At 52.6% G+C, this 15,043-nt stretch carries 12 protein-coding genes; 4 read left to right on the forward strand and 8 right to left on the reverse strand.

Annotation, left to right across the window (positions count from 1 at the left end; translation table 11 throughout):
* Window positions 1-70 precede the first annotated feature (70 nt).
* A complete protein-coding gene (locus AB1L42_RS02690; protein ID WP_367050901.1) occupies window positions 71-496 on the forward strand; it encodes an acyl-CoA thioesterase in 426 nt (141 codons plus the stop codon).
* Here AB1L42_RS02690 and truD read toward each other — a convergent pair.
* Window positions 471-1,655 carry a tRNA pseudouridine(13) synthase TruD gene (truD, locus tag AB1L42_RS02695; RefSeq protein WP_367050903.1) on the reverse strand — a complete coding sequence of 395 codons (1,185 nt, stop codon included), beginning with the start codon at window positions 1,653-1,655 and terminating at the stop codon, window positions 471-473. The two genes, AB1L42_RS02690 and truD, sit on opposite strands and share 26 nt — an antisense overlap.
* Window positions 1,656-1,847: 192 nt before the next feature.
* Between truD and AB1L42_RS02700 the strand changes: the two genes are divergently transcribed.
* Window positions 1,848-2,018, forward strand: coding sequence for a hypothetical protein (locus AB1L42_RS02700; RefSeq protein ID WP_367050905.1), 171 nt, complete (start codon window positions 1,848-1,850; stop codon window positions 2,016-2,018).
* Between the two features lie 337 nt (window positions 2,019-2,355).
* On the opposite strand, the gene AB1L42_RS02705 is transcribed toward AB1L42_RS02700, so the two are convergent.
* Window positions 2,356-2,787 (reverse strand): GNAT family acetyltransferase, encoded by a 432-nt coding sequence (locus AB1L42_RS02705; RefSeq protein WP_367050907.1) that lies wholly within the window; start codon window positions 2,785-2,787, stop codon window positions 2,356-2,358.
* A 309-nt stretch (window positions 2,788-3,096) separates the two neighbouring features.
* On the opposite strand from AB1L42_RS02705, the gene AB1L42_RS02710 reads away from it, so the two are divergent.
* Both AB1L42_RS02710 and AB1L42_RS02715 read left to right on the forward strand, forming a co-directional pair.
* Entirely contained in the window at window positions 3,097-3,855 is a 759-nt protein-coding gene (locus AB1L42_RS02710; protein WP_367050909.1) for a PEP-CTERM sorting domain-containing protein, read from the forward strand.
* Between the two features lie 291 nt (window positions 3,856-4,146).
* Window positions 4,147-5,091: a prolyl oligopeptidase family serine peptidase gene (locus AB1L42_RS02715; protein ID WP_367050911.1), complete on the forward strand. Its 945-nt coding sequence runs from the start codon at window positions 4,147-4,149 to the stop codon at window positions 5,089-5,091.
* Window positions 5,092-5,137: 46 nt separating this feature from the next.
* Here the strand turns inward: AB1L42_RS02715 and hisB are convergent, their stop codons facing one another.
* The 6 genes from hisB to AB1L42_RS02745 all read right to left on the reverse strand — a co-directional run bounded on the left by hisB (window position 5,138) and on the right by AB1L42_RS02745 (window position 14,776).
* Complete coding sequence (hisB, locus tag AB1L42_RS02720; RefSeq protein WP_367050913.1) at window positions 5,138-5,728, reverse strand: imidazoleglycerol-phosphate dehydratase HisB; 591 nt, start codon at window positions 5,726-5,728, stop codon at window positions 5,138-5,140.
* Window positions 5,729-6,003: 275 nt separating this feature from the next.
* Window positions 6,004-6,918: a rhomboid family intramembrane serine protease gene (locus AB1L42_RS02725; RefSeq protein ID WP_367050916.1), complete on the reverse strand. Its 915-nt coding sequence runs from the start codon at window positions 6,916-6,918 to the stop codon at window positions 6,004-6,006.
* A 284-nt stretch (window positions 6,919-7,202) separates the two neighbouring features.
* Complete coding sequence (locus AB1L42_RS02730; RefSeq protein WP_367050918.1) at window positions 7,203-8,804, reverse strand: sulfite reductase subunit alpha; 1,602 nt, start codon at window positions 8,802-8,804, stop codon at window positions 7,203-7,205.
* Between the two features lie 76 nt (window positions 8,805-8,880).
* Window positions 8,881-10,728: a NirA family protein gene (locus AB1L42_RS02735; protein ID WP_367050921.1), complete on the reverse strand. Its 1,848-nt coding sequence runs from the start codon at window positions 10,726-10,728 to the stop codon at window positions 8,881-8,883.
* A 59-nt stretch (window positions 10,729-10,787) separates the two neighbouring features.
* Complete coding sequence (locus AB1L42_RS02740) at window positions 10,788-13,034, reverse strand: nitrate reductase (RefSeq protein WP_367050923.1); 2,247 nt, start codon at window positions 13,032-13,034, stop codon at window positions 10,788-10,790.
* Complete coding sequence (locus AB1L42_RS02745) at window positions 13,031-14,776, reverse strand: DmsC/YnfH family molybdoenzyme membrane anchor subunit (protein ID WP_367050925.1); 1,746 nt, start codon at window positions 14,774-14,776, stop codon at window positions 13,031-13,033. The genes AB1L42_RS02740 and AB1L42_RS02745 overlap by 4 nt, the downstream gene beginning before the upstream one ends.
* Window positions 14,777-15,043: the final 267 nt, after the last annotated feature.

Consider the following 15,043-nt stretch of genomic DNA (forward strand, 5'->3'; position numbering starts at 1 on the left):
ATAACCGACTCTGCGACAAAGCAGTCACCCGTCAAACATACCACTTAAAATCGACTCAGAGAGACTGAACATGGCACGCTATCACGAGTTCTCGCACACAGTGCGTGACGAGGATATCGACCCGCAGAATCACGCGAACAATGTTGCTTACCTTGAATGGATGCAGTCGGCAGCGATCGATCATTCAGCGACTCAGGGTTGGTCGACGCAGCGCTACCGGGAGAATGGTTGGGCATGGGTCGTCCGGTCGCACTTCATCGAGTATCGCCGACCAGCACTTCTGGGCGATGAGCTGACGATCCATACCTGGGTCGCGGACATGAAGAAATTCAGCTCTCTTCGCAAATACGAGATTGTCTTCAGTGAGTCCGGGAAGTTGGTGGCCCGGGCTGAAACGAACTGGGCGTTCGTAACGACGGAAGCCGGTCGGCTCATCGCGATCCCCGATGATGTCGCTCAGTCTTTTGAAGTCAGTCCTGATCGGCCGCCGGCATGATCTGTTTGATCAACATGGTCGCGTAACTTCCTTTCGGCAGAGTAAATTTCAGCGTCAGTTTGTCTCGCCCTTCAAAAAGATCATCTTCAGAAACCTTCCATGAAAGATCGTTGACCGGGACGATCACAGAGCGCAACCCGCGTGAGAAAAATCGATCCCGCGGAGTTCGCACCTTGATCTCTTCCAGTCGCCATCCGAGTTTCTCGATCCCGTTGTTCACGATCTCAAGTACGTTCGGGTCAGTGTCGTTCTGTTTGAGTAAGCGAGCTGAGGGCAGGGGAATTTGCATCTCCCAAAGGTCGCCCAGCTTCTGCTTCTCGACGAGATCCGGACAAGCCAACGGGCCAGTGACAATGTGCATCTCTCGTCGCGATTCATCGGCCAGTTGCTCGCGCATCAAACCGTCGACAGTTCCGTTCCACAAATAGCTTTGAAAGGCGCTCAGGCAGAGCCCGCGAAGATCTGCATTCACTCGTTCCCAGGCACCCTTGAAGTCTCCTGGTCGATCGTCGAGGAACGTCACAATACTGCGACGATGAGACCGTTCGAGTTCCTGTTTGCACTGCGACCATTGATTCCAGTGTGTCCTCAGAATCTCTCGCTGCTGACGTTCGTCTCGACCATCTTCCTCTCGTGGCTCTGCAAACATCAGCCACAAAGCTTGTTCGTACTCTCGACGAATCCAATGCTCCGCGATGAACGGATGACCGGGGATGTATGATCCGAATCTCTGGTCATCGAAGTAGTTCATCAAGCCAGTTGAATGAACGACTGGCAGATAAATCTCCGCTTGAGAACGTTCGCTGGCTGTGACCGATCGCACGACCAATGAGAACGTATTCCCCTCGATGTCATGCGCAGTGACAGCCCGTTGTGCCTGACCCTGATACAGAATTGAAAAACTTTCAAAGTGAAAATCACGCTGTGGTCCACGCTCAATCGTGATCACTTGAGATGTCTCAGCATGTCGATCTTTGAGCCCCGCATGATGAATACGTCGACGATCCAACTTCAGATCGCGGGCAAGCTTTTGCAGAACATCAAGTGTCGTCCAGCCGGACTTCTTCAATCGGTAGACTGCGAAGCTTCCAGTTCTTCCCACAGCGAGTGAGTTGCATTCGTCGACACAGAAGTCAGAGGGGTGACAGCGAAGTTTCATGAGAGAATGTGTCTTGAGAAATCGGGAACATGGTGCCAAAGGTGGCACACATTTTTTTTGAAAGGTTGACGGATTTTCAGTTGGCGAATCTCTTCGACCTGCGTTATAGTCCGACCTTCAAAGCAATTCAAAAGCATCGTTCGTCAGTCTTCATTTCTGGCAACTCAGCTTTCCCGCTCGTGGAGATTCCTAGTGCAAGAGCATCTTATCGAATTGTCGGTCGGTGAAACGTTTCAGGTAGGTGAGTACACAGTCACACTTCTCGATGTCGAAGGAGACGAACTCGCTTTGGAAATCATGGAGGACGGACAGGACGAAGGTGTGATGAGCGCAGGTGAGTGTCAAAGCCGGGAACTCGTCTGATCAATCATTGATCGTTGAAGACGAACGCGAAGGAACTCTGAATCAGGTGGATGCTCTCATGTCATCCACCTCTTGAGCTCGATCGATTCGATTTCAGTTCACCTTCAGTCTTCACTCGCTGAGCAATAGACTCGAAACTCAACTCTCGTGGACTGGTTGCCATCAATTCGTATGAGGAAACGAGCCATTCCCGTGGTGAAATCGCAAGACTTCACATGGCATGAAGCCGAGATGAGCGAAGCATAATGCGAACCGCAAATCATTAATCAGCATGAGAAATAGATTGCGAAAGTGGCATCAGCACTTACTCCCAATCAGGATCTCGCTGGTTGAACCCTCAGCTTGCAGCTTCATCGATTCGTTTCCCCATGCTCACGCGCTGCTCAGTCTCGTAACCAAGTGATTGATAAAATGCGACGACCTCTCCATTGTCGGAGCGCACTTGCAAATTGACCTTGGGACATCCGAGTTTCGCCAATGCAACTTCAGTGTGCTGGATGAGTAATCGACCGATTCCCTGTCTTTGGCGAGTTGGCAAAACTGCCAGAGAATAAATCCAGCCACGATGTCCGTCGTAGCCACCCATTGCGGTACCGACAATCTCTCCGGTATCCTGAGCGACAAAGAAGAGACCGTCATCGTGCTCGCATTTTCGGTCAATCGATGCTTCCGGATCATTGTGTCCCGTTGAGTTAGGAAAGACTTCATTCCAAAGCGAAACAACAGCACTTCGGTCTGTGCTTCGGTAGTTTCGAATCTCAACGGACAAGTTTCGACTCCTCGATTTGTTGAAGTGCTGGCCGGAAGAACAAACGGCGAAGAACGGTCCATTGCACCAGTGACGTCAGTCAACGAAAAGCTCACGCTACTCGCCGTTGAGTTCTTTTTCAATCCGCTTGCTGTTTCAAAGACTGTCTCATCCAATCGGTGACGAAACTCACTCGTGAAAACGTGTTGAAACTCAGTCTTCTCAAAGAAAAAAATTGCTTTGCTGCTTTCGATTCAGCAGACTCAAGTGTTGGCATTCTCAAAGATGCTGGTCGGAGGCGAAAACAAAGTCTGCAACTGAGGCGAAACGATGAATCACGCTCAATTCACGCTGCGATCTTTTCTCGTCCTGTTACTTTTGCTGTTCTTCAATTCTCAAGCAACGGCCAACTTCATCGATGCTGTTCCAGCACGGCCCGGCGTGCAGAGTTACAGTTGGTCGGAGCCGACGACGATCATGATCTTTATCCCGGCGGGACTGGCAGGCGCGGACCGCATGAACTTCGAAATGGGCATCAACTCGGTTGCCTCCATGCTTCCGAAGATCACCGTTCAATTCAAAAATGGTGAACCTCCCGCAGGTGCCACGAACTACGTCGATGTTGACATCAAGCCGATGAACACCGACGCAGGTGGCTTTGGAGGTGGATTCGTCCCTGACCCATTTCCAACCGGTATGGATCATGTGAACATCACTGAAGGCTTTATCGAAATCTTTGGCGGCTCACTCGGGCATTCAGCCGTGGCTCCGACGTTCATGAAGAACTTGGGCGCTCACGAATTTGGTCATGTGTTGGGACTCGATGACGACCCACGCGCCAGCGGAATGCGCATGAATGTCATGGACCCCGACTTCAACCTGATCGATGATGGCATGGGAACCGTAATTCGAGCTGACCCATTTGTCGGCCTTTCCAAGCGTGACAAGATGATGCTCAGCAGCCACTACATGGTTTCCGTTCCCGAACCATCGACATGGATTCTGTCGGGACTCGGTTTCTTGATCGTCGTCATTCAACAAAGATTGCAGTTTGCTCGCAGAGAGACTCTTTCGGCCGAAGAAGCGTAGGCAGCGATCAATTCAAGACTCGAAAATCTCCAACCAGCCCGGTGAGTTAGTGACGAGTTCCTCGTACGGCTCAATTGACAGGTCAGGGGACTGAGAGTTCTCGTGGAACGAAGGCTTCGATAGAACTTCCCTCAGTCGGTTTGCGATGAAATTCTGTGGCGAGTATTCTCGAACGATCCCACGGCCCGCAGAAATCTTGTAACCGAAGAGTTCTCAAGTTCGGGCGTGCAAAACGCGTTGTCTGACTTTCGATATCCATTCCGCAACCGACCTCAAACGGAACACCACTCGATGTCACGAATTGAACTCCTGAAGCGTGCCGGAAAACTCTTAGCCACTCGAACTCTGGCGCTCCTTGTTCTATGCACTCCAGCGTATTCCGCTGAGCCTGCAGTCGCCGACGCGGAACCTCAACCGCTCATCGTTGCCGATGTCGTCTATGGCCACAAAGATGGTCTCGCGATGACTTTCGACATCTTCCGCCCGGATTCCAAAACGACCGGGAAACCCGCGAACGGTGCGGCGATCGCCTTCATGGTGAGTGGCGGATGGTACTCGAAGTGGGCTCCGCCGCAGCAGGCACAAGCATTCTTCCAACCCTATCTGAACGAAGGCTACACTGTGTTCGCCGTGCGTCATGGCAGCAGCCCGGTTTACGGAATTCCCGACGCTGTCTCAGATGTTCGACGGGCGATCCGTTTCATTCGGCTGAATTCTTACGATTACGGAATCGATCCTGATCGACTCGGAGTTATGGGAATGAGCGCCGGCGGACATCTTTCGCTCATGTTGGCAACGACGGGAGATGATGGAGATCCCGCGGCAGTCGACCCTGTTCTGCGAACCGGAAATCGCGTCGCTGCTGTCGCTGCACTTGTTCCTCCATCGGACCTTCGCGTGGCTGTCTGGGAAGCAGAAGAATCGCTGCCCGCTTACCGAAACTTTCCTGCGCTTGATTTGAGCGTTGAAGAGGCTGCCAAGTATTCGCCGCTGCTGTTCGTAACCGCAGATGATGCTCCAGCCCTGATCATCTCCGGAACACTCGACGATCTCGTTCCGCCCCGACACGGTGAATGGATCGCTGCCGAATACGAAAAGAACGGACTCGACCATCAGTTGCTGCTGCTGGAAGCCAATCACGGTTTAAATGGCAAGCAAGGAGAAGCCTTCCAAGCTGTCATCGATTGGTTTAACGAACACCTTCTCGACTCCGAATTGGAATCAGGCAGCCAATAACTCCTGAGTCGAACGTTGCGAGTGCAGAATCACTGCGAAGCCTCGCCTACAGCACACCTTTGGAAGATGGAACTCCGGTCTGTCGAGGATCGATAGTTACAGCAGTCCGCAGTGCTCGAGCTGTCGCTTTGAAGAAGCCTTCTGCGATGTGGTGGCTGTTCTTGCCGTGATGAAGTACGAGATGCAAATTCATTAGCGCGTTGGCCGCCACAGCTTGCCAGAAGACTTCAACGAGCTGCGAATCAAAGGTCCCGATCTTTTCCGTTGGAATCTCATAGCTGTCGACAAACCAGTATCGACCGCTTAAATCGAGAGCGGAAGTCACCAGCGTCTCTTCCATAGGAAGCGTCATCGACCCGTAGCGTGTGATTCCCTGCTTGTCTCCGACAGCCTGTCGAATTGCCTGTCCCAAGCAGATCCCCGTGTCTTCCACTGTGTGATGATCATCGACGTCGGTATCACCCACAGCTTTGACTGTGAGGTCGAACAATCCGTGCTTGGTGAAGAGTTCAAGCATATGGTTGAAGAACCCGACACCGGTATCAATCGACGCCTTCCCTGAGCCATCGAGATCAAGTGACAGCTCGATCTGCGTCTCACCAGTGGTTCGTTGAATCGTTGCTGTGCGTTGAGACATGCCGTTTTCCGAGTGTGTGTTCTTCAATTCAGTCGTCAGTGATTCGTAACGACAACCGCAGCCTTCGAACAACGTTGCAAGTGCCGGCGATTGTGGACGAATCACGATAATGCGATCGACAAGTATGGCGATCCGGGAGATTTCGTCGACTGCTCCTGAAAGAAACCTATCGAATTCCTCACGATCAGCAAATGCACTGACCAAACGAATCGTTGGAATCGGAAATGACTTTCATTGGGATGAGATCATCTTTACCCCATCAGCACGAAAACAGCTTACTGATGCACTTTCTCTGGTGCCGTCGAGAGGATGTTGAGTTGCCCGCAGCTCCCGTTCGGACAGCGGTAGAGTGTCGGCGCAATCATGTCTTCGTCGGAAAGCTCCGTTTGGCAATAGACACACGCATTCTCCGGGCCGTCTTCTGCGTCGTCATGTCCATAGCTGTATTGAATTGATTGAGAACTGAGCTCTTCCTTCGCAGCTCGTTCTTTGGCTGTCGCGATCCGCAATTCGCCAGCTCGCTCTTCAAGCTGAGCGTCGTTCTCATCAAGCATCCAGCACAAGATCATCCCGATGAAAAATCCACTCAGGTGACACATCCATCCCACACCCGGTTCGGATGGATCGCTCGTGAAGTGCCCCCAATACTGCATTCCCAACCAGAAGGCCCCGAACAGCCACGCAGGCATCGTGAAAACAAACCCTCGAATCACAAAGAAAAAGAGCATCTTGAATTTCGTCGCCATGCCGAATTTGAATAGGTACGCACCAAACAAACCCGAAATCGCTCCACTCGCGCCAATGCACGGAATCTCAGACGAAAAGTCCAGCGACGCTTGAGCGACGCCCGAAAGAAGCCCGGAGCCGATGTAGAGCGGGGCAAATCGAAACCATCCCAAGGAAGCCTCAAGCGACCACATCAGCGTCCACATGAAAATCATGTTGCCCAGAAAATGCATGAACCCGCCATGAATGAACATGGAGGTAAACAGGCCAACCACTTTTCCATCTGCCAGATCGGTCGGGACGCATCCCCAGTCGTTAAAAAACTGGACAGTCGTCCGCATGGTTTGGTCATCAACGCCCATCCGAGCCGTGTAGATCCAAACGTAAGCGTTGAGCACAATGAGCGCAAACCCTGTGATGGGGAGATGCTCTTTGTCGACGTTGTCGCTGAGAGGAATCAACATGAGATCGGGGGAATCGTCTAGGTTGAGAAAATGAGACCGACAGGCTCGACAGCCCACTTCTCAACCCTATTTCACGCCTGACGATTGCGTCGCTGACTCAACTCCGCAGACCTCCTGGAAGACGATGGACGATTCCGATTACAGCGAACATTCCGAATGTAAACACGTCGATGAGAGCCATCACCCGCGCAGATCGCAACAAGTCACGGCGGAGCACCATCTACAAATCGCAGTGAATACAGCTCTGAGTGTCCTCGCAGCCCACTGAACTCGGGTAGAAGAGCTTAGTAGACATCTCGACAGTATCGCTTTTCTTTAGCAAGTCCTGAGAGAAATGCCGCTGCATCCGCTTCACTCAGCCCACCATGCTCGCAGGCGATTTCCCTCAGAGTTCGATCGACGTCCACAGCCATTCTCTTCGCATCGCCGCAGACAAAGAAGTACGCCCCAGAATCGAGCCATTGCCAGAGTTCGGCTCCACGCTCACGCATACGGTCTTGAACGTAAACTTTCTCTTGCTGATCTCGACTGAAAGCGACATCGAGTTGTCCCAACAATCCGCTGCCACGCAGACTCTCGAGTTCATCGCGATAGAGGAAATCGCACGACTCTTTCTGGTCTCCGAAGAACAACCAGTTCTCGCCAGCAGCCTTTCGAGCTTGCCGCTCCTGCAGAAATGCGCGGAAGGGAGCGATGCCCGTCCCTGGGCCGACCATAATCATTTTCGCGTGCGGATCTTCCGGAACAGTGAAGCCGTGCGACTTGTGAACAAACACGCGGACAGTACTGCCGATTGCCATTCGATCCGAGAACATTGTCGACGCGACACCTTTTCGGATCCGATTGCGAAACTCCCAACCAACGCGACCAACCGTGAGATGAACTTGATTCGGATGAGCTTTGAGAGAGCTGCTGATTGAGTACAACCGAGGCTTCATCGTGGATAGAGAAGCTGTCAGTTCCTCGGCGGTCAGTTTCGCTGATCCAAATTGCCGCAAGAGATCCAGCACATCCCAGCCGCTGATGTCTTCGTCATCATCGATGTAGTGCTCAAGAAGTTTCGCCTCACTCAAATTCCCACACTTACCAATCATCGCCGCAAGCAAATCTTCAGTGATCTCAGTCAGGCAATAGTGGTCAGTGAGGGCTTCCACGAGCGGCACAGACTTGCCATCGATCGCGACGGTCTCATCACCGGTGGCTCGCAATTCGTTAATAATCTCAGTAACGAGTTCTGAACAGTTGGTCGGGTAGACCCCAAGCGAGTCACCAACTTCATAAGTGATGCCACTCCCGGTCAAATCGATCTCAACGTGAGAGGTTCTCTTTGCAGAGTCGCTTCCATTGAGATTTCGAATGGCCGCAATCTTGGCCGGAAACGGATTTGCGCGGGTGTATCCCTGTTCTGCCGCAGTTCCGTTCGAAGCGGTTCCGTTACCGTTCGTTGCAGGACTCTTGCCGTTTGAGGCTCCGACGGAATTGGCGTTCAGCGAAACGAGTTCCTTGAGCTTCTTAGCCGTCGCAGACCCCCCAGGCGAGCAGAGTTTCAAACTCTTCTCTTCTCCGTTCACGATCGCTTCAGCATAGCGTTGACAGTCGTACCCGCACGAACCGCAATCGAGTTGTGCCATCGCCGCCATCAGTTGACGCTCGACAGGACGATCTTTCGCCATCTCAAGGCGTTCGTCCATCTCAATGGACGGATCATGCCAGGGATAATCTTCTTCCTCGACTTCTTCTTCGGGAGCAAGGGGAATTGCATCCATCACAGACAAGGCGCCACCCTGATCTTGGATACCGAGCCATCCCGACAGAAATCCATCAAGCCACGCTCGCTGTTCTTCGGAAAACGGAGCACTTTCAGGAAGCAAGGAGACAGGGGGCATGATCGTCCTCCAAATTTCGTAGTACAAACTTAATTCTGTGACGTGTTATAAAATTCTTCAGGGATCAATTCGTTCACTAAGTTGCATGCACCAGCGGTTCGACAATTGAACGAAGGTCTTCCAGTTCGTGTCGATTCGCGAATTGAGCAAACGTTTCGCCTGACTCTCGCTGATCGAGATAGTATTGAAGCAACCGCTCAATCAGGGGGGGAATGTCTGAAAACGCTACACCGGCGTACAACTGACGGCCGATTGCCTGAGCAAATGAATAACCGCCACCCACGACGATTTCGTAGCCCTCAACCATTTCTTCGCCCTCTTCGACTTTCGTCCCGCGCATTCCGATGTCGCCAATGTAATGCTGAGCGCAACTGTTCGGGCATCCGGTGAAGTGGAGGTTAATCGGGACATCTAAATCGATTCGCTCTTCCAAATAGTTGGCCAGATACATCGCCTGACCTTTCGTATCTGCCGCAGCGAATTTGCACCCCTTGTTCCCCGTGCATGCCACGAGTCCGCTGCGAATGGAAGATGCACTCCAGTCGAGTCCGAGGTCGACGATCTCCTGCTTGACAGCTTCAAGATCTGCTTCGTCGATGTCCGGAAGGATGAGGTTCTGCCAGACGGTCAATCGAATTCGACCTGAGCCGTATTTCTCAGCGATACGCGCCAGCCCACGCGTCTGATTACTCGTCGACCGACCGACTGGAAAAATGACTCCGACGTAATACTTGTTGTCTTGTTTCTGTGGATGAACGCCAACATGAGCCCATCGATCCGGCGGGAGTGGATCAACAAACCGTTCGGATTCCACGCGGGGCAGGGTGCGCCCCATCTCCTCCTCAACAGCTTTCAGGAACTTCTCGAATCCCCAATCATCGAGAACATACTTCAGCCGGGCTTTCTCTCGATCGGTCCGGTCTCCCGATCTCAGAAAAACTCTCAGTACAGCATCCGCGACAGGCACACAATCTTCGTGTCGTAACAGAACACCGGTTGAACGTGCGAAGTCTTCGTGACCGGTGATCCCCCCCAACGCCAACCGAAAATAGACTCCGGCAGGAAGCTCTTCCGATGCAAATTCTTCGGTCACCGTGACAGCTTGAAAGGCGAGATCGTTGGTCTCGTCTAGCGTTGGAATCTCGCCGCCTCCGTCAAAGCTGATATTAAACTTTCGCGGAAGACGATAGAGGTCACGTGTATTCAAAATGTGATGGTGCATCGCCTTGGCCAGCGGAAGCGTTTCGCATAACTCGCGAGGATCAATTCCGCTCGTCGCCGAACACGTAATATTTCTGACGTTGTCCGCTCCCGACCCTTTGTTCACCAGACCGAGATCAACAAGCCCTTCGAGCAACTCACAGCCGCGGCTCGCAGGGATTTCGCGAATCTGCAAATTGGCACGAGTCGTCAGGTCGACGTATCCGCCACCGCATCGGTCCGCAAGGTCGGCAACTCCACGCAATTGCCAGCTGGAGAGATCTCCACCAGCGATGCGAAGCCGGCACATGAACGAATTCTGATTGGGCGCGACATAAAACAACCCGTGAAACTTATAGAGGAAAACATCATCACCTTTTGGATACTTGTCTTCCGCAGCAGCTTCCCTCATCTCTGCCCACATCGAGAAGGGATCCTTCTCACGCTTGGCTTTCTCCTCTTTCGAGAGCTTCTTGCCTGCATTCAGAAACTGATTCTGAGCAACAGTCTGCACATCTTCCGGACTACTGGAGCTATCGGTGATCTTCGCCCCTTGAGGTCCGAGTTCCAAAGCCAATCCCGGCGGCCCGCCTCTCTGTACACCTGCAATTCCACTGTTTGAGATAATTGGCAGCCCTTGCACTTTGCGGGCCACGTCTGATCCCATCGCGAATCCTTGAAGGAAGTTCTTCTGAGACTCAGTAAACTCTTTCTCTGACGCCATAACTTACACCGACATTAAGAAATTAAATCCATTAGTAATCTGACTGAGGTGTGATAACTTCAATGAGAACGGGTCGCTGCTGCGGAGTTTGAGTCTTTCGAAATCCGAACAGCACAGGCTTTGTACGATGGCTGTTTTGAATACGGATCGAAGACCGCATCAGTCAGCTGATTCGTGCCCTCGTAGTGCATGGGAATAAACAGTTGCCCGGCAGAGACAGAACGGGTCAGCAGTGCCATCGCTCTCATTCTGCCTCGTTGTGATTCGATGATGACCCACTCGTTTGGACGAATTCCAAGCTTACGTGCATCGTTCGGATTCAGCTCAACGAACGGATCGATTGGATAAAGCTTCTTGAGGACTGCGGAACGAGATGTCCGCGTTTGTGTATGCCATTGCGAAGCCGAACCGCGCCCGGTCAGAAGAACGAAGGGATACTTCTCGGAGACAGGTTCCGAGAGCGTTTTCGGAGGCTCGAACTGAAACTTCGCTCGTCCGCTCGACGTGTAAAACTTTCCGTCAGAAAACAGCCGACGCTCCTGATCAAACTCAGTCACTCCCTGCTTAAGAGGCCATTGAATTCCGCCGTTTGCCTCAATCATCTCGTAGTCTTCAATCCCTGTGATGTCACAGGGCATATCACGTGTGCATTCCTTCAGAAGCTGAAAGACCTTCTGCGGCGAGTCCCAGTTCGCGAACATCTCTCCGCAACTGTACGACTCGGCAATGAGCCGAAAGATGCTGAAATCGGAAAGTGCTTGCCCCGGTGCCCGACGAACTTTCTTGATGACTCCAAATCGCCGTTCGGAATTGACGAACGTCCCTTCCTTCTCGCCCCATCCAGCAGCTGGCAGAACGAGATCGGACATTTGTGCTGTCTCGGTATCGTGATACATATCCTGAACGACAAGAAAATCGAGTCGGTCGAGAATGTCTCTCGCGAGGTTCTGATTGATCCACGAGTGAGCTGTGTTCGTGCAAATGACCCACAGCCCGCGAATCTTCTTCTTCAAAATCCCTTCCATGATCTCGTTGTACGCCCAGCTCCCTTCATTCGGGATGCGCTCGGCGTCGATCTTCAAGATGGAAGCAACTTTCTTTCGGTGCTCAGCGTTTCCGAAGTCGTGTCCGCCGAGCAAATTCGTCGTGTTGCTGAACAACCGCGATCCCATCGCGTTACATTGTCCGGTGATCGAGTTGGCTCCGGTTCCGGGTCGTCCAAGACTTCCGGTCATTAGTGCAACGTTGATGATTGATTGAGCAGTCCGAACGCCTTGATAACTCTGATTGACGCCCATCGTCCACCAGAAACTGCATCGCTTTCGCTCGTGAATCGTCTCGGCGAACCGTTCGATCTGCTCGGGCTTTAAGCCTGTTTCCCCAGCGACACGAGAGACCGTAAAGTCTTCCACAAAGGCTGCGAATTCATCGAATCCTTCAGTCGAGTCCGAAACGAATTTCTGATCGATCCATCCATTCCGAATCAGTATTCGGGCGACGCCGTAAAACAACGTTTGGTCTGACTTCGGAGCGATCGCGAGATGCTGCGTCGCGTACATCGCTGTTTCCGTCGACCGTGGATCGATGACGATGATTTCCGGAGAACAGCGATTTCGCATAACCCGTTCCCACATGATCGGGTGGGCAATGCAAGGATTGGAACCCACAAACGTCAGGCAGTCTGACTCTTCAAAATCTGCATACGTATAAGGCGGAGCATCGAAGCCGAAGGCTTGTTTGTAAGCTACTACTGCTGTTGCCATACATTGGCGGGTGTTTCCATCGCCGTGCTTGATCCCCATTCCGAACTTGGTCAGCGCCCCAAGGAATGCCATTTCCTCGCACGGGATTTGGCCGGTGCTGAGAAAGGCGACGGAATCCGGACCATGTTCTTTTTGAATCGATTGAAAGCGACTCGTGAACTCACGCAACGCGACTTCCCAGTCAACGGGAACAAACTCGCCGGAGGCATTCTTCAGAAGAGGAGTCGTCGCCCGATTGGGAGCATCGAGAACGGTAAGTGCTTCCCAGCCTTTCGGGCATGCCATCCCGAGATTGACCGGATACTCGGTTGTGGGCGTCAAATTGATTCCAACGTTGTCCTTTAGATGAACACGCAAACCACAACCGGTTGAGCAGTAACCACAGACCGTTTGAGTGGTCCCGTTGGGAGCGAGCGTGGCCGGGACTTGTCCGAGGCCATGAATCCCCGGTTCCCGTAGGAGTTCTCGAGTTAAGACTCCATCCTTTTGATGGAGCAAAGAGAATCCTGGAAGCTTACGAAGTTGATCGATCAGGGTTGTCATCCTCGAACTCCTCCTGGCATACGTGGAGCGGAAACGGCCGCGAAGAAGAGGTATCGCTCGAGAAACTCTCCCGTCAGACAAAGTGCCCAGATCCCGAAAGCAACGGCGAGCAATCCACCTGAGACGCTCGACATTTCTGCAAATTGATTGAGCAACAACGCTGGCAACAGGATTCCGCCAATTGCTCCCACAGCGAACCGAGTCACCGTGATCCAGCGGAGCGGTCCCGCACAGAGCATCGCCGATCGCTTCATCGGGGTGTATCGAAAATCAAGCAGGTATCGGAACAACATCGCGTCGTAAACAAGCTTTGCTGTCGCTCCCACGATCAGCGCTCTCGTCAGCGGAATCAGAAGATGATCGGCGAGAGAAGAGAACGAAATGTTCGGCTGCATCAGTGGCATGGCAAACGCGGTCAGCATTGTCGTCGCGACTCCCAGCACGAAACTGGTGAACAGAAATCGAATCAAAGTCCGGTCAAAATTCCAGAACTCACGCTTCGTGAAGACATAGATCATGACCGAACAAAGCACACCCACAAATCCCGTCACAGCCACAAGCATGCCCATAGAAGGCAGGGCGGTCGCGATCCAGATATCCGCAATGGACATCTCAATCGGAGGCTTGAGAGTCATCCAAGTGAACAGCGAATAGGCCACAGCCAGCCCCGCGAAGAGGCCGAACGCCACAATTTCCCGGCTGAGCCAAGAGTGTCGAAATCCAAGGATTCCGCGAAACGCATATTGAGGTCGTCCGAGATGCAGCGTACTTGCGGCCAGAGCGAGCAATCCAAAGATCAAAGCATTGGTCGCCTGCAACGGTCGGAACAAGTCCAGCAAACTTGAGCCAGTGCTGGCATCAATTGCACATCCCACCGTGAACGCTCCGACGGAAAGTTGCGTCAGAACAAGCATGATGATCAGAGGCAAATGCGGATGTTGAGCACTGATCGAAAAGTAATCGGCAGGCAACGTGTTTCGAGGGAAAACGCGAGAGGTCTTGTAATTCGTGGTCGGCAATGTGAGATAGGGTTCCGGCGCAGCTGGCAGAAATGAATCTGCTTCAGCGTTTTCCTTGACCGTCTCGATATTGACGACCTTGATCGAGATCGCTTCATGCGGACAAGCTTGCACGCAAGCAGGGGCTTCCCCCACATCAAGCCGACTCGAACACATGTCGCACTTGCGAACGATTCCCTTTTTGCTGTGATACTTGGGAACGTTGTAGGGGCAGGCGAGGGTGCAGTACTGACATCCGAAACATTGATCGTCCAAGTGCCGGACAATGCCCGTTTGCGGATCTTTCTCGTAGGCATTCACCGGACAGGCAATCAGACAGCCCGGCTCAACGCAGTGATGACAAGCTGTCGTCACGTGTTGCATCACAGGGTTGGATTCCGTCCCGCCAATCAACAACCCAACGTCGCGCCAGGTCTCAGACTCATCGAGTCCATTGAGTGAATGACAGGCAGTCACGCAGGCTTTGCAACCAGAACATCGATCGAGTTCGACTTCGAAGGCGTATTGCTCACCTTCTCCCGGGACCGAGATTGGCATCAGCTTCGAATAGTACTGCGACTGAGCCGGAGCAGACTCCTGATCGTGACTGAACGAAAACTCTTCGACCGCTGTCAACGTCCTCTGTTCATTCAAAAGCAGCGTCAGCAGTCCCCCTGAAGATGACGGCACTGGGTCGTCACTTTCAAAGTCTTCGAGTGTCAGAGGACGTGTTGTCGTCACCATTTCTGGAGCAATTCATTCAGTTCCATGAGGATTCGCGTCCAGGGATTCAAAGTCCTATTTGCGCATGACCTCCGTTTTGGAACTGCGAATTAGCAAGTCACATACCGCTCCCCCCGGGGGAGCGTCCCCGACGAACCGGTTGGCAAGTTGACGACCGCTACGATTTACAGAAAAAGTCGCCAAAGAGCGTGTTTCAACATCGATCCCGACTGTGGACTCGGGCCCCCATTTGAAAGGGAGAACTTCAAGAGGTTCCCTCGCCCCACC

Source organism: Thalassoglobus sp. JC818 (genome assembly GCF_040717535.1).
In the GTDB taxonomy this organism is placed as follows: Bacteria; Planctomycetota; Planctomycetia; order Planctomycetales; family Planctomycetaceae; genus Thalassoglobus.